Origin of the sequence: Bradyrhizobium sp. SZCCHNR2028, from assembly GCF_032380995.1 — a bacterium.
Classification (GTDB): domain Bacteria; phylum Pseudomonadota; class Alphaproteobacteria; order Rhizobiales; family Xanthobacteraceae; genus Bradyrhizobium.
Map to the genome: position 1 here is coordinate 111,758 of NZ_JAUHJF010000012.1, position 19,019 is coordinate 130,776.

Sequence of the window (19,019 nt, forward strand, 5' to 3'; positions counted from 1 at the left end):
CAGAGCCCGCTTTCGCGCCGCAACCGGCAGCCGCGGGGCTTTCCTGGGGCAGCGCCCTGCCCGACGCCTCAGCCCGCCAAGCTTCGCAGCCGTGCCAGAGCCTGTGCGGCCAGCATCCGCGTCAGTTCGGCCGCCGGCATCTCGCGCCCAAGCGGCAGCGCCTGCCCGGCCCAGAGATTGGTGAAATCGACCCGGCCCTGCTTCTCGGCTGCGGCTTTCAGCGGTCCGAGCGCCGTCGCCGCATGCGGAAAGGCCGGTGCATCCGGCGAGATCGGCCCGACCTCGCGCATCACCCGGTTGGCGACGCCGCGGGCGAGCCGACCGGTCATCACGTTGGTGATGACGGTCGATTCGTCGCTGGCGGCGGCCAGCACCGCGCGCGCCGCCACGCTGACCTTGGATTCGGGACTGCGCAGAAAAGCGCTGCCGATCTGCACGCCGGAGGCGCCGAGTGCGAACGCAGCGGCAATGCCGCGCGCATCGGCGATGCCGCCGGCCGCGATCACCGGCAACTTCACGGCGTCCACGATCTGCGGCACGAGAGCAAACGTGCCGACCTGCTCGGCGAGCTTGTCTGTCAAGAACATGCCGCGATGGCCGCCCGCCTCGGCACCTTGCGCAATGATGATGTCGGCGCCGTTCCGCTCCAGCCAGACCGCCTCGCGCACGACGGTCGCCGACGCCAGCACGACCGCGCCGGTCGCCTTCACGCGCGCGAGCAGCCCGGGCTCAGGCAGGCCGAAATGGAAGCTAACGATCTCCGGCTTCAGCTCCTCGACGGCAAGGCACATCGCTTCATCGAACGGCGCGCGATTGGCCGCCTGGACCTCCGCATCGGGATCGATGCCGTACTCGCGGTAGTAGGAGGCCAGCCGCCGCCTCCAGCCGGCCTCGCTGATCGCATCGGCCTCGACCGCGGTGTGGCAGAAGAAATTCACATTGATCGGCGCGGCAATGCGCTGGCGGAAGATGTTGACCTGCTCGCGCATCTTGTCGGCAGAGATCATCGCACACGCCAGCGACCCCAACCCGCCGCCTTCGGCCACAGCGATCGCAAGCTCGGCGTCGGCCACGCCCGCCATCGGGGCGAGCACGATCGGATGGTCGGTCTTGACGAGATCAGCGAAACGGCGATCGGGCCACATGGTCTGCTCCTATTGCTCGGCTGAGACGGCGGATGAATTGCGCCGTCCCTGAAGAATGTGCTCGGCCTCGCTGACGATGCGCGCGACGATCTCGCCGGCCGGTGGGATATCATGGATCAGACCGACCGCCTCGCCGGCGATGACCGCTGCAATGTCGAAATTGCCGTTGGCGCGTGCCTTCATATAGTCGGCCGAGACGGTCTCGACCTGCTGCAGCAGATCGACCTCGCGTCCCATCCAGCGGCGCGCATGATCGTTGACCAGGCAGCGGCCGGTGAACGGCGCTGGCCAGACATTGTTGCGCGACAGATCAAAGATGATGCCGCGCACGGTCTCGCCGGATTTTGCCGCGCAGATCCGCCGCTTGGCCTCGTCGGCGCCGGCAGCCTCCCGGCTGGCATAAAAGCGCGTGCCGAGCAGCACGCCCTCCGCCCCCAGCATCAGCATCGCCGCAAGGCCGCGGCCATCGGCGAGACCGCCCGCAGCCACCACAGGCAAGCGGCCGGCCGCGAGGTCGACGATCGCCGGCACGAGATCGAGCGTGGTCCGCGACGCGCCATGACCACCCGCCTCGGTTCCTTGCGCGATCAGGATGTCAGCCCCGGCCGCAATCGCCTGCTCCGCCATCACCTCACTCTGCACCTGGCAGATCAGCAGCGCACCGGCACACTTGATATCAGGCGCAAAGCGCGCGGGATCGCCGAACGACAGCATGATCGCCGCAGGCCGCGCGGCGAGCGCGATGTCGAGCAGATCGGGCTGCTTGGCCAGCGACCAGGTGATGAAGCCGATGCCGAACGGCGCGCGCAGGCCTTCGAGCTCCGCAATTTCATGCGCGAGCCACGTCCGATTGCCGTAGCCGCCGCCCAGAATGCCAAAGCCGCCGGCGCCGCTGACCGAGCGCACCAGCCGCGCATCGGCAATCCCATCCATCGGCGCCAGCAGGATCGGATGGCTGATGCCGAGCCCTTCTGTCAGCGCCGTCCGTAGCGGCATCACAGTCTCCTCATCTCTGGACGGCGAGTTTAGGCGCGGCTAACATTCTCTCAAAATGAATACTTGAGAACTCTGCCATCGCAGATTCAAAACGGAGATTGGCCGTGGAGCTGAGCGACCTCCAGACTTTCGCGGCTGTTGCGCGCACCGGCGGTATCACGCGCGCGGCGGAAGCCCTCAACACGGTGCAGTCCAACGTGACCCAGCGGATCAAGGCGCTGGAGGCCGAGGTCGGCACCGCATTGTTCGAGCGGCACAGCCGCGGCATGACCCTGACCAATGCCGGACTGCGCCTGCTGCCTTATGCCGACCGGATCGCGGCGCTGTCGCGCGAAGCGCTGCTCGCGGCGCGCGACGACGGCGATCCCAAGGGACCGCTGATGATCGGCTCGATGGAAACGACCGCCGCCGTGCGGCTGCCGACGCTGCTCGCGGATTTTCATCGACGCTTCCCGGCGGTCGCCCTCGGCCTGCGCACGGCGCCAACTGCCGAGCTGGTGGCCGCAGTGCTCGACGGGACGCTCGAGGGTGCCTTCGTGGCCGGCCCGATCGACCATCCCGATCTCTCGGGCATCATCGCCTTCGAGGAAGAGCTGGTGCTGGTGACGGCCCGGCGCTTCGAAAGCCTGCCGGCTCTGCGTGCGGCGACAACGGCGTCCGGTCCGACGGCGCTGGTGTTCAGGGCCGGCTGCACCTACCGGCAGCGGCTGGAGCAGGTCTTCAACGATTTCGGCTGGCCCGCGGCAGCGCGCATCGAGCTCGGCACGCTCGACGGCATGATCGGCTGCGTCACCGCCGGCATGGGCGTCGCGCTGTTGCCACGCGCCGTATTGACGCGCAACGAGATGATCGGCAGCGTCAGCCTGCACACGCTCGATGCAGTTCATGCAAAGGTCGAAACACTGTTCATCCATCGCCGCGCGGCGCATCGCAGCAGCGCGCTCTCGGCCTTCATGGCCGGCCTCGCCGGCCGGGATCACGACATCGCGGCTTGAGCGGATTCACCCGGAGATTGTACTGAACGTTGCCGGCGAGCGTCACATTCCATTGCGCGAAATGACGTTCTCGACCATGAAACGCGGCCATTTCGACCGATGCGACTTTCGGGCGCTGTGCAGCGCACGCGCGCGAAAATAATTTTGTCGCGCCATCCTCTACTACGTTAGGATGTGGCGCTGGCCAGCGCGAAACACAACAAACGTCAACATGTCGGAGGAAATGCGATGCGCAACGCGTTCGTGTTGTGCTGCTCGATTGCCATGATGGGTGCGATCGGGACGGCCAATGCCCAGGACAAGACCCCGGATTGGACGAAATCGAAATGGGGCCCACAGGACGAGATCGGCGCGGCCAACTACATCACGCCGGAGCTCGTGGTCAAAGCCGCCTCGCTGGTGAAGACCGGCAAGACCTACCCGCTCGGCATGATCGTCGATTCCAAGACGCCGGCCTATCCGCCGCGTTCGTTCAAGATCACCGTGGTGCAGCCGGGCCAGGCCGGAATTCCCGGCCTCGGCCCGAACAAGGCGACCTACAATGACGACATCGTCGAAGGCTGGGTTGGCGTCGGCAGCCAGATCGACGGGCTCGGCCATCTCGGCATCGAGCACGTCTATTACAACGGCAACAAGCTGCTCGACTTCGCCGATCCGACCGGCCTGAAGAAGCTCGGCATCGAGAAGGTACCGCCATTGGTGGCGCGCGGCGTGCTGCTCGACATGGCCGCCTATTACAACACCGACGTGGTCAAGGAAGGCACGGCGTTCAACGTCAAGGAGATCGAGGAAGCTGCCAAGAAGCAGGGCGTCGAAATCCGCCAGGGCGATATCGTGATCTTCCACACCGGCTGGCTTGGTTTGATCGGCAAGGACGACAAGCGTTACGGCGCCGGCGAACCCGGTCTCGGCGTCGAAGGCGCCAAATACCTGACCTCGAAGGGTGTGGTCGCAGTCGGCGCCGACAACTGGGCGGTGGAGGCGATCCCGTTCGAGTCGTCGAACCTGTTCGAGGTGCACCAGATCCTGCTCGCCATGAACGGGACCTACATCCTGGAGAACATGGACACGGCGGAACTGGCCAAGGACAAGGGCTACGAGTTCCTGTTCGTGCTCGGCCAGCCACGCTGGCGCGGCGGCGTCCAGGGCATGATCAACCCGATCGCGATCCGTTAAGCTCCGCCGATCTCCTCGTGAGGGCGTGCCGGGAGCGCCGCGCCCTCACGAGGAGTCGGGAATCGTCCTGCGAAAGCAAGCCTTGGACAAGGAGCCCGCCACAGGCGCGCCTGAAGCTGGCCGACAGAGACCAGGGTCGGGGGGGCAGTCGATCAAGCCGCCCCTATCGGTCGTTAATGGAGGTAGCCGAGCAACAAGGCGCTCGCCATGTCTCGCGCACGCGGGGCGAGCGCCGCATCCGACAATTCGCCCGCAGTCCAGAAGGACAACACGCCGCGGAAACTGAAGGCGAGTTGCTCTGGAAGGCAGCGCAGGGCTTGTTCTCGCCGGCCGGCCCTCAGTCCCTCTCCCTTCCCCAAGGCCAGTGCCCAGAAGGCAGTGGATCGGGACAGCGTCTGACCGGGCGAAGCCTGGGCGGCACCCAGCCATCCCATCACGGTCCGGTTCACGTCTGGATTCTCCAACATCACTGCCACCGCCGTATCAATAGCCAATAGCACGCGGGCATTTGCATCTCTCGATGGTGGCGCGGCGGCGTACCGCACCTCCATGGTGTCGATCCGACGTATGGAGAGAGCCTGCATGATCGCGGCCTTGTTGCCGAACTGATTGAACGGCGTCGCGAAGCTGACCCCCGCCTCAGCGGCAAGGTCCCGCATCGAGAAATCGGCCCTGCCCTGACGAAGAAGCCGCTCTGCGGCATCGAGGACGTGCCGACGAAGCGGCTCGCCTCTCATGCCACTGGATGAATGTTCGGTCTTGCCACGTGCCATGCAGTATCTATATCATGATATAGATAACCTTGTCATGCGGAGTTGTACGATGGCGGCTGCCGATTCGAAGATCTTCCTCATCACTGGCGTCAGCTCGGGCTTGGGCCGAGCGTTCGCAAAGGGCGCGCTGGCCGCCGGCCATCGGGTGATCGGGACCGTGCGAAGGATCGGCGATGCCGAGGCTTTTGCCGCGCTTGCAGCGGGCAAGGCTCATCCTCTCGTGATCGATGTTACCGATTTCGATGCAATCCCGGCTGCGGTGGCAGAGGCCGAGAAGCAGATTGGCGCGATCGACGTACTGGTGAACAATGCCGGCTATGGTCACGAGGGCACGCTGGAGGAGTCCTCGCTCGACGATCTGCAGCGGCAGTTCGCCGCCAACGTGTTCGGCCCTGTCGCGATGATGAAGGCCGTGTTGCCGGGGATGCGCGCGAGGCGGCGCGGCCATATCGTCAATGTGACCTCCATGGGCGGCTTCATCACCATGCCCGGGATCAGCTTCTATTGCGGCAGCAAGTTCGCGCTGGAGGGCATCTCGGAGTCGCTCGGCAAGGAAGTGGCCGCCTTCGGCATCCGCGTCATTGCGCTTGCGCCCGGTCAGTTTCGGACCGATTGGGCGGGACGGTCCATGGATCGCACGCCGCGCAGCATTTCCGACTACGACGCCGTCATGGATCCGATTCGTGCCGCCCGATTGGCCAAGAGCGGAAACCAACCCGGCGATCCCGCGAAGGCCGCACAGGCATTGCTTGCCCTCGTGGAAGCCGAAAAACCGCCTGTACGGCTGTTCCTCGGTGAGGACGCGCTGGCCCTGGTCGAGCAGAAGATCGAGGGCATGAAAGCCGAAGTGAGTGCCTGGAACAAGCTCTCGCGCTCCACCAGCTTCGCTTGATGATCCGAAGCCGGCGCATCCGGGAAAGACTGCAACGCTCGACATCTGGGCCGGTCGACTCGCGTGCGCGAGCTTCATCGGGGCGGCGAAGCGATGCACGCCCTCACCTGCTGGCTCGCCACGCGCCTGCGTGTTAAGCGCATTGCCATGCCCGCCCCCACTCTCCCCCTTGTCGAAGCCGCCGGCCGCTGGCCCGAGCGCGGCGCGCTCGTCGGCCTCGATCTCGGCACCAAGACCATCGGCGTCGCCGTGTCCGATCCCGATCGCCGGCTCGCCACTGGCGTCGAGACGATCCAGCGCAAGGCCTTCAAGGCCGATGCCATCAGGCTGCTTGCCATTTGCGCCGAGCGCAAGGTGGTCGGCTTCGTGCTCGGCCTTCCCATCAACATGGATGGCAGCGAGGGGCCGCGGGCGCAATCGACCCGGGCGTTCGCGCGCAATCTCGCCGGCCTTACCGACTTGCCGATCGGCCTGTGGGACGAGCGGCTGTCGACGGCGGCGGTCGAGCGCGAGTTGATCGGCATGGATGTCAGCCGCGCCAAACGCGCCGAGGTGATCGATACGCATGCGGCGATCTTCATCCTGCAGGGTGCGCTCGACCGGCTGACGACGCTGCGCCGCTCGGGTCAGTAGTCGCATGGGCCCCGTCATCGCGGCGCTGGCGCCGGTGTTCCTGCTGATCGTGGTCGGCTTTGGCCTGCGGCGCAGCCTGATGCGGCTCGATACCCAGTGGCACGGGCTGGAGCGGTTGACCTACTACGTGCTGTTCCCCGCCCTGCTGCTGCAGAGCCTCGTCAAGGCGGATCTCAGCAAGGTGCCGGTGGCCGGCATCGGCGGTGCGCTGTTCCTGGCGATGCTGGCGATGTCCGCGCTCTGCCTCGCCCTGCGGCCGCTGCTCGCGCGCGCCGGCGTCGACGGACCGGCCTTCACCTCGATCTTCCAGGGCGCGACGCGCTGGCAGACCTACGTCGCGCTTAGCGTATCGGCCAGCCTGTTCGGCCCCACCGGCCTTGCGGTGGCGTCGGTCGCGATGATCGCGATCATCCCGATGGTCAACGTGTTCAGCGTCGCGGTGCTCGCCCATTATGCCTCGCCGAACCGCCGCTCGTTCCGCGAGATCCTCGCCACCATCGTGCGCAATCCGCTGATCTGGGCCTGCGTCCTCGGCCTCGCGCTCAACGTCGCGCGGGTGCCACTGCCTAAACTCTGGCATGATGCCGCCGACGCGCTCGGCCAGGCGTCGCTGCCGATCGGCCTCCTGGTGACCGGCGCCGGCCTGCACTTCGAAGGTTTGCGCCGCGCCGGCCCGGCCGCCGCGCTCGGCGTCGTGCTCAAGCTGGTCTTGATGCCCCTCCTCGCGATCGGGCTCGCCGGATGGTTCGGCGTCACCGGCCCGAGCCTCGTGGTGGTCGCGATCTGCGCGGCGGTGCCGACCTCGCCGAGCGCCTATGTGCTGGCCAAGCAGATGGGCGGCGATGCGCCGCTGCTGGCGCAGATCATCTCACTGCAGACCGTGCTGGCGGCGCTGACCATGCCGCTCGCGATCGCCTGGGCGAGCTGAACACCGCGCTCAGGAGTGGCCGCTGGCGAGCCACATGGTCTGCACGGTGGCGGCGAGGTTGTTGAGGCCATGCAGCACGACGGTCAGCCAGGTCGAATGGCTGACCGAGCGCAGATAGCCGAACCACAGGCCGAGCGCGAGCACCTCGAGGAAGAAGTACCAGTCATACTGCAGATGCATCGCGGTCCAGACCAGCGACGACAGGACGATCGCGCCCGGCACCCGCAGAAACGAATCCGACCAGCCGCGATAGAGGAAGCCGCGCGCGAACAATTCCTCGGACAGCGGCGCCGCGACGCAGAAGGCGAGCACCATCAGCCAGACCGTGCCGTCGCCCTTGGCCGTCTTCAGGACGTCCAACATGAAGCCCGGCGAGACCTCGCGCCCCGTCGCTCGTGACATCAGGTCCCAGGCGACGACGATCACCACCATGCCCACGATGCCGATGCCGACATACTTCCACGACGTCCAGCGCAGGCCGAGATATTCGGCGAAGGGCGTGCGGGTATGACGGACGGCGAAATAGACCGCCAGCAGCACGGCCGGCAGGCCCATGATCACCGACAGCGACAAGGTCAGCCCGCGGCTGGCGATGTGAACCAGCGCAGCGGCGTCGGTCGGCCCGTCCCGCATCAGCAGAAAATAGCCGACCACCGCAGCCTGGCCGGCGAACAGCGCGATGAAGATCACGAAGCCCCACAGCGCGGTCCACCAGAAGCCGAGCGTGCGCGGCTGGTGTTTCGCAGGCGCAACCTGTTGCGGTGGATTGGCCGGATCGAGCGAGTCCGCGACGGCGGCTTCAGGAGAATCGGTCAAGGCAGGGCGCGCTCCAGCAAGGCACGGATATCGGCGGGATCGAGATCGACCGCGCCATACATGCTCGGATGCACGGCGGCGAGCCGCGTGGCGGCGAACAGTTCGGCGTGAGCGGGCGTGACAGAATTGAGTGCGGCCGCGGCTGCCAGCAGCGCCAGCTTCTCGACCGCAAGCCGGGCAACGCGCTCGGAATCCGGCCGGCGGAAGCTGGTCTCGATGAAAGCGAGCGCCTCCGCCGCGCCGGGAAGCCCGCTGGTCTCTGCCTTCAGTTGCATCAGCACGTGCGCGGCCGCCTCCGCCTCGCGCGTCAGCGCCCGCAGCACGTCGAGGCACATCACGTTGCCCGAGCCCTCCCAGATCGCATTGACCGGCGACTCCCGGAAATGGCGCGCGAGAATGCCGTCCTCGACATAGCCGTTGCCGCCCAGGCATTCCATCGCCTCATACAGGAACGGCGACGCGCTCTTGCACACCCAGTATTTGATCGCCGGTGTCAGCAGCCGCACGTAGTTCGCCTCCCGCGGCGACAGAGGCGCACGATCGAACGCCTGACACAGCCGCATCACCAGCGCCACCGTCGCCTCGACATGGAGAGCCATGTCGGCGAGCACCGCCTGCATCAGCGGCTGGTCGGCGAGATGCTTCTGGAACACGCTGCGGTGGCGCGCGTGATGCAGCGCGTGCGCGAGCCCCGAGCGCATCAGGCCGGCCGACGAGATCGCGCAATCCTGCCGCGTCAATTGCACCATCTGGATGATGGTGCTGATGCCCCTGCCCTCGTCGCCGACCCGCTCGGCATAGCTGCCCGCGAACTCCACCTCCGACGAGGCATTGGAGCGGTTGCCGAGCTTGTCCTTCAAGCGTTGAAACTGGATCGCGTTCACCGAGCCATCCGGCTTGAAGCGCGGCATGAAGAAACAGGTCAGGCCACCTTCGGCCTGCGCCAGCACCAGGAAGGCGTCGCACATCGGCGCCGACATGAACCATTTGTGCCCCGTGATGCGATAGCCATCGGTCGTGCGCTCAGCGCGCGTCATGTTGGCGCGCACGTCGGTCCCGCCCTGCTTCTCGGTCATGCCCATGCCGAGCGTCATGCCGCGCTTCTGCCACCACGGCGCAAACGCCGGATCGTAGTCATCAGTCGCGATGACCGGCATCGCTCTTGCCAGCAGATCCGGCTGGGCGGCCAGCGCCGCCACCGAGGCCCGCGTCATCGTGATCGGACACAAATGGCCGCTCTCGACCTGCGAGGCGATGTAGAACTTCGCGGCGCGCACCACCTCCGAGCAGCCGCCGACGGGCTGGCCTTCTGCCGTCCATGTCGAATTGTGCAGGCCGGCCGCGGCCGAGCGCGACATCATCGCATGGTAGGCCGGATGAAATTCGACGACGTCTCGCCGAAAGCCCTTGGCGTCGAAGCTGCGCAGCTTCGGCGTGTTCTCATTGGCGAGCCGGCCCTGCTCGGCCATCTCGGCCGAGCCCCACAGCGCACCGAACGCAGACAGCTCCTGCTCGGCGCCAGCACCGCCATTGGTCTTCACCGCGTCGACCAGCGGCTGGTCTGCCGTGAACAGGTTGACGTCCTCGAATGGCGGCGACTGGTTGAAGACCTCATGGGTCGCGAAGGAAGACTGCGTCATGGCCGTGCCCTGCTACAGATCGATCATCGGCGCAGCCGAATGGGAAAAACATAAGTGGTCGCGCCAGCGCCCGGCAGCGAAAAGTGCCACCACTCCTTGGCATAGTTCACAAAACCTTGCCGCGCCATGGCCGAGAGCAGCTCATTGCGCCAGCGCCGCTGCTCGGGCGCCAATCCTTGCGCGGCGGTATGCGCCTTGGGATCTAGACAGTCGTAGCCGGTTCCCATGTCGACGCTGCCCTCGGGCGCGCGTAGCGCTGCGGGCGCGGTGCAGTCGGCATAGTCCTTGGCCGGATCGAACACCGCCGAATTGTCCGCCGCGAGCTCGACCAGCGTGAGATCGAGCGCCGCACCGGTCGAATGGCTCGAACGCACGGCGATATAGCCGAGACGGAACAGGTCCTGCTTGGCAATGCGCGGAGTGTAACGGCGACCGGCCGTGGTCTCGACGCCGTCCTGCGACCAGGCCAGCATCTCCGCCACGGCACGCACCGGCCGGTAGCAGTCGAGCATCTTCAGCGACAGGCCGCGCGGCCGCAGCTCGGCTTGGATAGCCTGCAGCCGCCGCGCCACGTCACGCGTCACGACGCATTCGGCCGCCTCGTAGCCCGGCAAAGGGCGGCCGACGAAATTGTTGCTGCCGGCATAACGGATGTCCTGAAGGATCGTCGGGTCGATGTCGCGGAGATAGACGAAATCGAACGGCAACGCGCCCGCACAGGCCGGCACGATCGCTGCCAGCAGGATCAGGGCATATCGGAGCGGACCTCCTCCGACGATGGCCCGCCAGCCGATGGTTTGGAGCCCCCTGAGAGGCTCGAAAGACGGAACGGGGGATAACTCGGAACCCCGGCTTTCGGCCTTGCCCCCCATGGAAACCGCGCCTATAGCTCTGGCTTTAATGGCAACCTCTCCGAAATCGACTTTCGTCCTCGGGCACCGGCATTTGCTGGGAATCGAGGGCCTTTCCGCCCACGACATCACCGGTCTCCTCGATCTGTCCGAGGAGTATGTCGAACTGAATCGTCAGGTCGACAAGAAGCGCACCGTGCTGCGCGGCCGGACCCAGGTCAACCTGTTCTTCGAGGCGTCGACGCGGACGCAGTCCTCGTTCGAGATCGCGGGCAAGCGGCTCGGCGCCGACGTCATGAACATGTCGGTGTCGTCCTCGTCCATGCGCAAGGGCGAGACCCTGATGGACACCGCGGTCACGCTGAACGCGATGCACCCGGACATCCTGGTGGTCCGCCACCATGCGTCCGGCGCGGTCGAGCTGCTCGCGCGCAAGGTTGACGGCTCCGTGATCAATGCCGGCGACGGCGCGCATGAGCATCCGACCCAGGCGCTGCTCGATGCGCTGACGATCCGCCGCAACAAGGGCCGCATCGAGGGGCTGGTGATCGCGATCTGCGGCGACGTGCTGCATTCGCGCGTCGCGCGCTCCAACATCCTGCTGCTGAATACGATGGGCGCCCGCGTCCGCATCGTCGCGCCCTCCACGCTGCTGCCGCCCGGCATCGAGCGGATGGGCGTCGAGGTCGCGCGCGACATGCGCGAGGGCCTCAACGGCGCCGACATCGTGATGATGCTGCGCCTGCAGCGCGAGCGCATGAACGGCTCGTTCGTGCCGTCGTCGTCGGAATATTTCCAGTATTTTGGGCTCGATCAGAAGAAGCTCGCTTACGCCAAGCCCGACGCGCTGGTCATGCATCCGGGACCGATGAACCGCGGCGTCGAGATCGAGTCCATCGTTGCCGATGGCGCACAATCGCTGATCCGGGAACAGGTCGAAATGGGGGTTGCCGTGCGCATGGCCGTGCTCGAAGCACTGGCCCGCAACCTGCCCAACGCGTGATACAGAAGTCGGGACAAAACGCCATGCTGACCGACCGCCGTCCGATCCTGCTCGCCAATGCGCGCGTGATCGATCCCTCCCGCGACTTCGACGGCCCCGGCGACGTGCTGATCGCCGACGGCGTCATCCGCGACCTCAAGCGCGGCATCGGCGCGGCCGGCGTGCCCGAGGGCACCGATGTCGTCAACTGCGCCGGCAAGATCGTCGCCCCCGGCCTGATCGACATGTGCGCCTTCGTCGGCGAGCCGGGTCTGGGCCATCGCGAGACCTTCGCCAGCGCCAGCCAGGCGGCGGCGACCGGCGGCATCACCACCATCATCTGCCAGCCCGGCACCGAGCCGGTCATCGACAACTCGGCGACCGTCGACTTCGTGCTGCGCCGCGCGCGCGACACCGCCATCGTCAACATCCAGCCGATGGCGGCGCTGACCAAGGGCCTGCGCGGCGAGGAGATGACCGAGATCGGGCTGCTGCGCGCTGCCGGCGCCGTCGCCTTCTCCAACGGCCACACCAGCGTGATGAACGCGCAGGTGATGCGCCGCACGCTGACCTACGCGCGGGATTTCGACGCCCTGATCGTGCATCACACCGAGGATCCCAATCTCGTCGGCGAAGGCGTCATGAACGAAGGCGAGTTCGCCTCGCGGCTCGGCCTCTACGGCATTCCGCCCGCAGCGGAAGCCGTCGTGCTCGAACGCGACATGCGCCTGGTGGCGCTCAGCAAGGGACGCTATCACGCGGCCGCGCTGAGCTCGATCGACTCGCTCGACATCCTCAGGCGCGCCCGCGAGGCAGGCCTCACGGTGAGCGCGTCGGTCTCGATCAACCACGTCACCCTGAACGAGAACGACATCGGCCCCTACCGCACCTTCCTGAAACTGACGCCGCCGCTGCGCACCGAGGTCGACCGCCGCGCGCTGGTCGAGGCGCTGGCCTCGGGCCTGATCGACGTCATCATGTCGGACCACACGCCGCAGGACGTCGAGGTCAAGCGGCTGCCGTTCGCGGAGGCTGCGAGCGGCGCGGTCGGCCTTGAGACCATGCTGCCGGCGGCGCTGCGGCTCGTACACAATGGCGAGCTGAGCTGGACGACCCTGATCCGCGCGATGTCGACCCGGCCCGCCGAGCTGCTCGGCCTGCCCGGCGGCACCTTGCGGGCGGGCGCGCCGGCCGACATCATCGTGATCGATCCCGACGTGCCCTGGATCCTCGATCCGGCCGACCTCAAATCGCTGTGCAAGAACACGCCGTTCGACGAAGCCCGCTTCACCGGCCGCGTGGTCCGCACCATCGTCGGCGGCCGCACCGTGTTCGAACATGTCTGACGCAAGGCCAAGCTCGGAAGGAGCGGTATGATGGGTTCCGAAGCCTTCCTGCCCCTCGCTCTCATCATCGGCTATCTCCTGGGGTCCATCCCGTTCGGCCTGATCCTGACCAGGCTGGCCGGCACGCAGGATCTGCGCAGCATCGGCTCCGGCAATATCGGCGCCACCAACGTGCTGCGCACCGGACGCAAGGGGCTCGCGGCAGCAACCCTGCTCGGCGACGCGCTGAAGGGCACGGCCGCGGTCATCATCTCCGGCTATCTCGGCGGCCCGAATGCAGCGATGATCGCGGGCCTCGGCGCCTTCCTCGGCCACTTGTTCCCGGTGTGGCTGAAGTTCCGCGGCGGCAAGGGCGTGGCGGTCTACATCGGTATTCTGATTGGCCTGTTCTGGCCCGGCGCCATCTTCTTCTGCCTGGTGTGGCTCACCACCGCGTTCGCGCTCCGCTACTCATCGCTCGCGGCACTCGTCGCGAGCGTGCTGACGCCGATCGTGCTGTGGGCTTTCGGTCACACCGCGCTGGCCGCCTTGTTCACCTTGCTCACACTGTTGCTCGTTTACATGCATCGCGAAAACATCAAGCGATTGCAGTCGGGCACCGAGAGCAAGATCGGGGCGAAGAAGTAATCACTCCGGACAAATACGGAAAACCTGTGTTGCGCCCTGATTTCACAGCGGCTGCGCAGCAACACCGGCGATTCATCAGCTAATAAGTTAACGCGGGACTCTGGCGTGAATCATGATTGCCTGTCATGATTCCTGCATGTGGTTACGCAAGACCAATTCCAGCGGTTCGTCGGCCACGCACGATGACCGTACTGATCAGGCTCCGGCGCAGCAGAAGGCGGCCCCGGCCCGATCGAATGCCAGCCTGCTGCTCTCGGCCGCCGAGATCTGGTCGACCGGCATCACGGCCGCTGCAGAACCAGCGCCGACGCCTGAGGCAGTCGCGCCTGCCGCGACGATCATGTCGGATGTCGCGCCGGCCGTTGCCGAGATGATCATGGCGGCCACGAGCGCACCCGTGATCAGCGAGACCAAGGCCGCGGAGACGCCCGAGCGAACGCTGGCGGAGACGATCGCAACGGTCACGCTGCCGCCACCACCCCGGACGTGGCCGCCGCGCAAGCTGTCGCTGGCCCTGCAGGGCGGCGGCACGTTCTCGGCCTTCACCTGGGGCGTGCTGGATCGCCTGCTCGAGGAGCCCGGTTGCGATTTCGACACCATCAGCGGCGCCAGCGCCGGCGCGGTCAACGCCGCGCTGCTCGCGAGCGGGCTCGCCAAGGGCGGCCGCGACGAAGCCCGCAACCGGCTCGCTTTGTTCTGGACCCGGCTGATGGAGGAGGCGTCGTTCCGATCGCTGTTGGTGATCGGCGCGTACTCGCCGGCGAGCAGCTCGGTGTCGTTCGGCGCGGGGCTGCGCGGCGGACGCGCCGACCCGCTCGATCTCGACCCGCTCCGCGACATCCTCCTCGAGACCATCGACTTCGACGCCGTGCAGGGCCCGGCCGCGCCCCGCCTGCTGATCGCGGCGACCCGGGCCCGTGACGGCCTGCCGCAGATCTTCCGCAATGCCGGCATCACGCCGGATGCGCTGCTCGCCTCCACCTGTCCCGCGCAACTGCACGCCGCTGTCGACATCGAGGGCGAGGCGTATTGGGACGGCAGTTACCTCACCAATCCGCCGCTGATCCAGATCGCGCATGAGTCCAGCGCCGCCGACCTGCTGGTCGTTCAGGTCACGCCCGCGCGCGACGGCAATGTCCCGATGACCTCGGCCGCGATCGATCGCCGTCTCGACCAGATCGCCGGCAATGCGGTCCTGAACGCCGAGCTCGCGGCGCTCGAATGGGCGCGCAGCGACGGCCTGCATCCGCCGCGCGTTCATCGGCTTGCCGCCGAGGACGAGATCGAGGCCCTGGCTCAGCGCGATGCGACCGATCTCGGCAGCAGCTTCATCGAGCTGCTGTACCAGCGCGGACGCGACGCCGCCGAGCGCTGGCTGCGCGAGGCTCCGGTCGGCACCACGCCGGCCATCCAGGGCGATCAGCCGGCGCTGTCGTCTCCGATATCCGCGTCCGAGGATGTGCGCGACGTCGCGCCGGCGTAGCGCGCCCTCTTCCCTGCGTCCTCGGGTTGCTCCATTCTAGTCCCCGGTAAAGGGGGCTTTGCGTGGATGCCATCAACACGACGATCGAGCTGAGCGACACCGAGCGGCGCGACCGGCTGCGCCTGATCCGGTCCGACAATGTCGGCCCGCGCACCTTCCGCTCGCTGCTCGACCATTTCGGCACCGCGCGCGTAGCGCTCGACCGGCTGCCCGATCTGGCACGCCGCGGCGGCGCGGCCGGAGCCGGCCGGATCTGCACGGTCGGCGAAGCCGAGGCCGAACTCGAAGCCTGCAAACGGCAAGGCGTCGAACTGCGGGCGCCGAACGAGGACGGCTATCCGCCCCGCCTCGCCACCTGCGAGGATGCGCCTCCGCTGCTCGCGGTGCGCGGCGCCCGCGAGACGTTGATGCGCCCGATGATCGCCATCGTCGGCTCGCGCAACGCTTCCGCCGCCGGACTCAAATTCGCCGGCCAGATCGCCCATGAGCTCGGTCAGGCCGGCTTCGTCATCATCTCCGGCCTCGCCCGTGGCATCGACCAGGCCGCCCATCGCGCGAGCCTCGGCAGCGGCACGGTCGCGGTGCTCGCCGGCGGCCATGACCGGATCTATCCGCCGGAGCACGTCGACCTGCTCGGCGCCATCATCAGTGGCAGCGGCGCCGCGATCTCCGAGATGCCGCTCGGACACGAGCCGCGCGCCCGCGACTTTCCCCGCCGCAACCGGCTGATCTCCGGCGCCTCGCTTGGCGTCGTCGTCGTCGAGGCCGCGCATCGCTCGGGCTCGCTGATCACGGCGCGCATGGCCGGCGAACAGGGCCGCGAGGTCTTCGCCGTCCCGGGCTCGCCGCTCGATCCCCGCTGCGCGGGCACCAACGATCTCATCAAGCAGGGCGCCGCGCTCGTCACCGAAGCCGCCGACATCATCCAGGCCGTCGGCCCGATCATGGAGCGGCCGCTGCCCTTTTCGCTGCGCGAGCCGGACGAGGAGTTGTTCGCCCCCGATCCCGAAAGCCACGACCGCGCGCAGATCACAGCCCTGCTCGGCCCGACGCCCGTCTCGATCGACGACCTGATCCGGATCAGCGGTCTGTCACCCGCCGTGCTGCGCATGGTGCTGCTCGAGCTGGAGCTGGCCGGCCGCCTGGAGCGCCACGGCGGCGGGATGGTGTCGCTCACCTAGCGCTCAGTCGGCATCCTTGCGTGCGTCGAAGTGCGTGCGTGCCCGCTCGATCTGCTCCTGGTGCTGGATGGCCCAGTGCCCGAGCGCCTGCACGGGCTGCGACAGGCCGCGGCCGAGATCGGTCAATTCATAGTCGACCCGCGGCGGGATGGTCGGAAACACCGTGCGCGTCACCAGCCCGTCGCGTTCGAGGCCGCGCAGGGTCAGGGTCAGCATGCGTTGGGAAATGCCGCCCACGAGGCGCTTGAGCTCGTTGAAGCGCTTCGGCCCGTCCTGCAGCATCATGATGACGAACACGCTCCATTTGTCGCCGACGCGCGCCAGGATCGAGGCGACGCCCCGGCAATCATTGTGCTCCGACTCCGCCGGCAGGTCAGGATCAGGGCTGTTCGCAGGTGTCATGGCTGTGCCCGAGTTTCAAAAATGTGCGTTCTTGTGGAGTTACAGCACAGTCACTCATAGTGCGCCAGTTACAAACCAATACCAAGGTGACTGACCGATGACCCAACTCCTTCATGTCGACTCCAGCGTGCTCGGCCCCCACTCCGTCAGCCGTCAGGTGTCCGCCGCAATCGTCGTGCGGCTCCGCCAGCTGACGCCGGACCTCGAGGTCACCTATCGGGATGTCGCCGCAGAACCGCTGTTGCATCTGTCGGGCGCGCATGTCGCGACCATGCGCGGAGGAGCGGCAGCGGATCCAGCCATCGAGGCGGACATCACGTCCGGTCAGGCGGTCCTTGAGGAGTTTCTCCGCGCCGATACCGTCGTGATCGGGGCTCCGATGTACAATTTCTCCATCCCGAGCCAGCTCAAGGCATGGATCGACCGCATCGCGGTCGCGGGCAAGACCTTCAAATATGGCCCGAACGGCCCGGAAGGGCTCGCCGGCGACAAGCGCGTGATCATCGCGATCTCGCGCGGCGGCCGTTATGGCGCGGATACGCCGATGGCCGCCTTCGAACATCTGGAGACCTATTTGCGCGGGGTCTTCAGCTTCATCGGCGTCAAGGATCTCACATTCATCGCGGCCGATGGTGTCCAGATCGGGCCGGAGCAGCGCGAGCAGGCGCTCGCGACGGCGCTTCAGACGGCCGGCGATCTCGCTGCCTGATCGAGACGGTGGCTGCCGCCGGCAGCCACCGTCTCTCACCGTGACGAGGCCTCGCCACAGGCTGCTCTCTGGCGCCTATCCCCGATAGATCGGCGCACCGGCCGGCGAGCTCGTGGCGCCGCCATCGACGAACAGCTCCTGCCCCTGGATGTGCGCGGCATCGTCCGACGCCAGGAACAGCACGGTGCTGGCGATATTCTCCGGCTCGCCGATATGGCCGAGCGGCGTGGTCGCCGCGATCCTTGCCTCGAACATCTTCTCAGCCTCGGGCGTCGCGACCGCGGCGCCCCAGATCGGCGTCCGGATCGCGCCCGGCGCAACCACGTTGACGCGGATGCCGCGCGGCGACAGCTCCGACGCCAGCACCCGGGCCATCGCGCGCACCCCAGCCTTGCTGGCGGCGTAGGCCGAATAGCCGGGATTGCCCAGCACCGAGATCACGGAGCCATTGAGGATGATCGAGGCGCCGTCCTTGAGATGAGGCAGCGCCGCCTGAACGGTGAAGAACACGCCCGTCAGATTGGTGCGGATCACCTGCTCGAACACCTCGGGCCTGGTTGCTCCGGCCGGGGTCGCGCCGGGGATGCCGGCATTGGCGAACAGGATGTCGAGCTTGCCGAAGCGCTCTGCGGCGCGGGCGGCCGCGGCCTCGGTCGCAGCGATGTCGGTGGCATCGGCCACCAGCGCCAGCGCGTTCGGCCCGAGCTCGCGCGCCGCAGCCTCCAGCCGCCCGGCATCGCGCCCGGTGATCGCGATCCTGGCGCCTTCCGCGACAAAACGGCGGGCGGTCGCAAGCCCGATGCCGCTACTGCCGCCGGTAATCAGTGCCGTCTTGTTTGCAAGCCTCACGCCCGCCTCCAAATGGTTGCATAATTAAACCGATAGACGACATAGGCCGATCGGTTTTATAATGCAACCACACAAGCGCGTGAGCAGACGCTGGTGCGGCCAGGCTACCAGCCGTCCCGCGGGTGACAGGACAAGGATGACGTGATGGTCAAGCGCACCAGTCTGGAAGGCGACGCCTGCCCGATCGCGCGGTCGCTGGATGCGATCGGCGACTGGTGGTCGCTGCTGATCATCCGCGATGCCTTTCTCGGCGTGCGCCGCTTCAGCGCATTTCAGCGCAGCCTCGGCATGGCGAAGAACATCCTTACGGTGCGACTGCGGGCGCTGGTCGATCGTGGCATCCTGACCACCGAGCCGGCCGCGGATGGCAGCTCCTATCGCGACTACGTGCTGACGCCGAAAGGCCGCGGCCTGTTTCCGATCCTGGTCGCACTACGACAGTGGAGCGAGGAATTCGACGAGCACCCGGACGAGATCGCCACCGCGCTCGTCGACCGCGCGAACCGCAGGCCGGTTCGCAAGCTGCTGCTGACTGCGGAGGACGGCCGGACGCTGGCGCCGGAGGAAACCGCTCTCGCCCCGCGCTGAGCGCGGC

General features: G+C 67.1%; 20 protein-coding genes. 12 read left to right on the top strand and 8 right to left on the bottom strand.

Annotation, left to right across the window (positions count from 1 at the left end):
* Positions 1–68: 68 nt before the first annotated feature.
* Together QX121_RS19725 and QX121_RS19730 are read right to left on the bottom strand one after the other, a co-directional pair.
* Complete coding sequence (locus tag QX121_RS19725; RefSeq protein WP_315812813.1) at positions 69–1,145, bottom strand: nitronate monooxygenase family protein; 1,077 nt, start codon at positions 1,143–1,145, stop codon at positions 69–71.
* Positions 1,146–1,154: 9 nt separating this feature from the next.
* Complete coding sequence (locus QX121_RS19730) at positions 1,155–2,141, bottom strand: nitronate monooxygenase (protein ID WP_315740278.1); 987 nt, start codon at positions 2,139–2,141, stop codon at positions 1,155–1,157.
* A gap of 104 nt (positions 2,142–2,245) precedes the next feature.
* On the opposite strand from QX121_RS19730, the gene QX121_RS19735 reads away from it, so the two are divergent.
* Both QX121_RS19735 and QX121_RS19740 read left to right on the top strand, forming a co-directional pair.
* On the top strand, positions 2,246–3,136 hold the full coding sequence (locus QX121_RS19735; protein ID WP_315740279.1) for a LysR family transcriptional regulator: 891 nt from the start codon (positions 2,246–2,248) through the stop codon (positions 3,134–3,136).
* Positions 3,137–3,364: 228 nt separating this feature from the next.
* Complete coding sequence (locus QX121_RS19740) at positions 3,365–4,312, top strand: cyclase family protein (protein WP_315740280.1); 948 nt, start codon at positions 3,365–3,367, stop codon at positions 4,310–4,312.
* 173 nt (positions 4,313–4,485) lie between these two features.
* Here the strand turns inward: QX121_RS19740 and QX121_RS19745 are convergent, their stop codons facing one another.
* A complete protein-coding gene (locus tag QX121_RS19745) occupies positions 4,486–5,085 on the bottom strand; it encodes a TetR/AcrR family transcriptional regulator (protein WP_315812814.1) in 600 nt (199 codons plus the stop codon).
* Between the two features lie 49 nt (positions 5,086–5,134).
* On the opposite strand from QX121_RS19745, the gene QX121_RS19750 reads away from it, so the two are divergent.
* The 3 genes from QX121_RS19750 to QX121_RS19760 all read left to right on the top strand — a co-directional run bounded on the left by QX121_RS19750 (position 5,135) and on the right by QX121_RS19760 (position 7,538).
* Positions 5,135–5,977, top strand: coding sequence for an oxidoreductase (locus QX121_RS19750; RefSeq protein ID WP_315812815.1), 843 nt, complete (start codon positions 5,135–5,137; stop codon positions 5,975–5,977).
* A gap of 147 nt (positions 5,978–6,124) precedes the next feature.
* Complete coding sequence (ruvX, locus tag QX121_RS19755) at positions 6,125–6,610, top strand: Holliday junction resolvase RuvX (protein WP_315812816.1); 486 nt, start codon at positions 6,125–6,127, stop codon at positions 6,608–6,610.
* A gap of 4 nt (positions 6,611–6,614) precedes the next feature.
* Positions 6,615–7,538 carry an AEC family transporter gene (locus QX121_RS19760; RefSeq protein ID WP_315812817.1) on the top strand — a complete coding sequence of 308 codons (924 nt, stop codon included), beginning with the start codon at positions 6,615–6,617 and terminating at the stop codon, positions 7,536–7,538.
* Between the two features lie 9 nt (positions 7,539–7,547).
* Here QX121_RS19760 and QX121_RS19765 read toward each other — a convergent pair whose 3' ends face one another.
* From QX121_RS19765 to QX121_RS19775, 3 genes are read right to left on the bottom strand one after another with little or no spacing between them, the layout of a single operon-like run.
* Positions 7,548–8,354 (bottom strand): CPBP family intramembrane glutamic endopeptidase, encoded by an 807-nt coding sequence (locus QX121_RS19765; RefSeq protein ID WP_315784495.1) that lies wholly within the window; start codon positions 8,352–8,354, stop codon positions 7,548–7,550.
* Positions 8,351–9,994: an acyl-CoA dehydrogenase family protein gene (locus tag QX121_RS19770; RefSeq protein WP_315812818.1), complete on the bottom strand. Its 1,644-nt coding sequence runs from the start codon at positions 9,992–9,994 to the stop codon at positions 8,351–8,353. Before QX121_RS19770 ends, QX121_RS19765 begins: the two co-directional genes overlap by 4 nt.
* A 23-nt stretch (positions 9,995–10,017) precedes the next feature.
* Positions 10,018–10,743, bottom strand: coding sequence for a M15 family metallopeptidase (locus tag QX121_RS19775; protein WP_409999357.1), 726 nt, complete (start codon positions 10,741–10,743; stop codon positions 10,018–10,020).
* 151 nt (positions 10,744–10,894) lie between these two features.
* On the opposite strand from QX121_RS19775, the gene QX121_RS19780 reads away from it, so the two are divergent.
* The 5 genes from QX121_RS19780 (at position 10,895) to dprA (ending at position 16,464) form a co-directional block, all read left to right on the top strand.
* A complete protein-coding gene (locus tag QX121_RS19780; protein WP_315740287.1) occupies positions 10,895–11,848 on the top strand; it encodes an aspartate carbamoyltransferase catalytic subunit in 954 nt (317 codons plus the stop codon).
* 23 nt (positions 11,849–11,871) lie between these two features.
* Positions 11,872–13,173, top strand: coding sequence for a dihydroorotase (locus QX121_RS19785; protein ID WP_315798004.1), 1,302 nt, complete (start codon positions 11,872–11,874; stop codon positions 13,171–13,173).
* 30 nt (positions 13,174–13,203) lie between these two features.
* Complete coding sequence (gene plsY / locus QX121_RS19790; protein WP_315784501.1) at positions 13,204–13,800, top strand: glycerol-3-phosphate 1-O-acyltransferase PlsY; 597 nt, start codon at positions 13,204–13,206, stop codon at positions 13,798–13,800.
* A 136-nt stretch (positions 13,801–13,936) separates the two neighbouring features.
* A complete protein-coding gene (locus tag QX121_RS19795; protein ID WP_315812819.1) occupies positions 13,937–15,283 on the top strand; it encodes a patatin-like phospholipase family protein in 1,347 nt (448 codons plus the stop codon).
* A gap of 62 nt (positions 15,284–15,345) precedes the next feature.
* The gene (gene dprA / locus QX121_RS19800) at positions 15,346–16,464 is read left to right on the top strand and encodes a DNA-processing protein DprA (RefSeq protein WP_315812820.1); all 1,119 of its coding nucleotides are present in this window, start codon (positions 15,346–15,348) and stop codon (positions 16,462–16,464) included.
* Between the two features lie 3 nt (positions 16,465–16,467).
* On the opposite strand, the gene QX121_RS19805 is transcribed toward dprA, so the two are convergent.
* On the bottom strand, positions 16,468–16,866 hold the full coding sequence (locus QX121_RS19805) for a helix-turn-helix domain-containing protein (RefSeq protein WP_315812821.1): 399 nt from the start codon (positions 16,864–16,866) through the stop codon (positions 16,468–16,470).
* Between the two features lie 97 nt (positions 16,867–16,963).
* Between QX121_RS19805 and QX121_RS19810 the strand changes: the two genes are divergently transcribed.
* On the top strand, positions 16,964–17,575 hold the full coding sequence (locus QX121_RS19810) for an FMN-dependent NADH-azoreductase (protein ID WP_315812822.1): 612 nt from the start codon (positions 16,964–16,966) through the stop codon (positions 17,573–17,575).
* Between the two features lie 75 nt (positions 17,576–17,650).
* Here QX121_RS19810 and QX121_RS19815 read toward each other — a convergent pair whose 3' ends face one another.
* Complete coding sequence (locus QX121_RS19815) at positions 17,651–18,424, bottom strand: glucose 1-dehydrogenase (RefSeq protein WP_315775218.1); 774 nt, start codon at positions 18,422–18,424, stop codon at positions 17,651–17,653.
* 144 nt (positions 18,425–18,568) lie between these two features.
* Between QX121_RS19815 and QX121_RS19820 the strand changes: the two genes are divergently transcribed.
* Positions 18,569–19,012, top strand: a complete 444-nt coding sequence (locus QX121_RS19820; protein ID WP_315740295.1) for a helix-turn-helix domain-containing protein — start codon at positions 18,569–18,571, stop codon at positions 19,010–19,012.
* The last annotated feature ends 7 nt before the right edge of the window (positions 19,013–19,019 follow it).

Coding starts and splice junctions, on each gene's coding strand:
- QX121_RS19725 (WP_315812813.1), bottom strand. CDS start 1,145: ATGTGGCCCGATCGCCGTTTCGCTGATCTCGTCAAGACCGACCATCCG.
- QX121_RS19730 (WP_315740278.1), bottom strand. CDS start 2,141: ATGCCGCTACGGACGGCGCTGACAGAAGGGCTCGGCATCAGCCATCCG.
- QX121_RS19740 (WP_315740280.1), top strand. CDS start 3,365: ATGCGCAACGCGTTCGTGTTGTGCTGCTCGATTGCCATGATGGGTGCG.
- QX121_RS19745 (WP_315812814.1), bottom strand. CDS start 5,085: ATGGCACGTGGCAAGACCGAACATTCATCCAGTGGCATGAGAGGCGAG.
- QX121_RS19750 (WP_315812815.1), top strand. CDS start 5,135: ATGGCGGCTGCCGATTCGAAGATCTTCCTCATCACTGGCGTCAGCTCG.
- ruvX (WP_315812816.1), top strand. CDS start 6,125: ATGCCCGCCCCCACTCTCCCCCTTGTCGAAGCCGCCGGCCGCTGGCCC.
- QX121_RS19760 (WP_315812817.1), top strand. CDS start 6,615: ATGGGCCCCGTCATCGCGGCGCTGGCGCCGGTGTTCCTGCTGATCGTG.
- QX121_RS19770 (WP_315812818.1), bottom strand. CDS start 9,994: ATGACGCAGTCTTCCTTCGCGACCCATGAGGTCTTCAACCAGTCGCCG.
- QX121_RS19780 (WP_315740287.1), top strand. CDS start 10,895: ATGGCAACCTCTCCGAAATCGACTTTCGTCCTCGGGCACCGGCATTTG.
- QX121_RS19785 (WP_315798004.1), top strand. CDS start 11,872: ATGCTGACCGACCGCCGTCCGATCCTGCTCGCCAATGCGCGCGTGATC.
- plsY (WP_315784501.1), top strand. CDS start 13,204: ATGGGTTCCGAAGCCTTCCTGCCCCTCGCTCTCATCATCGGCTATCTC.
- QX121_RS19795 (WP_315812819.1), top strand. CDS start 13,937: ATGTGGTTACGCAAGACCAATTCCAGCGGTTCGTCGGCCACGCACGAT.
- QX121_RS19805 (WP_315812821.1), bottom strand. CDS start 16,866: ATGACACCTGCGAACAGCCCTGATCCTGACCTGCCGGCGGAGTCGGAG.
- QX121_RS19810 (WP_315812822.1), top strand. CDS start 16,964: ATGACCCAACTCCTTCATGTCGACTCCAGCGTGCTCGGCCCCCACTCC.
- QX121_RS19820 (WP_315740295.1), top strand. CDS start 18,569: ATGGTCAAGCGCACCAGTCTGGAAGGCGACGCCTGCCCGATCGCGCGG.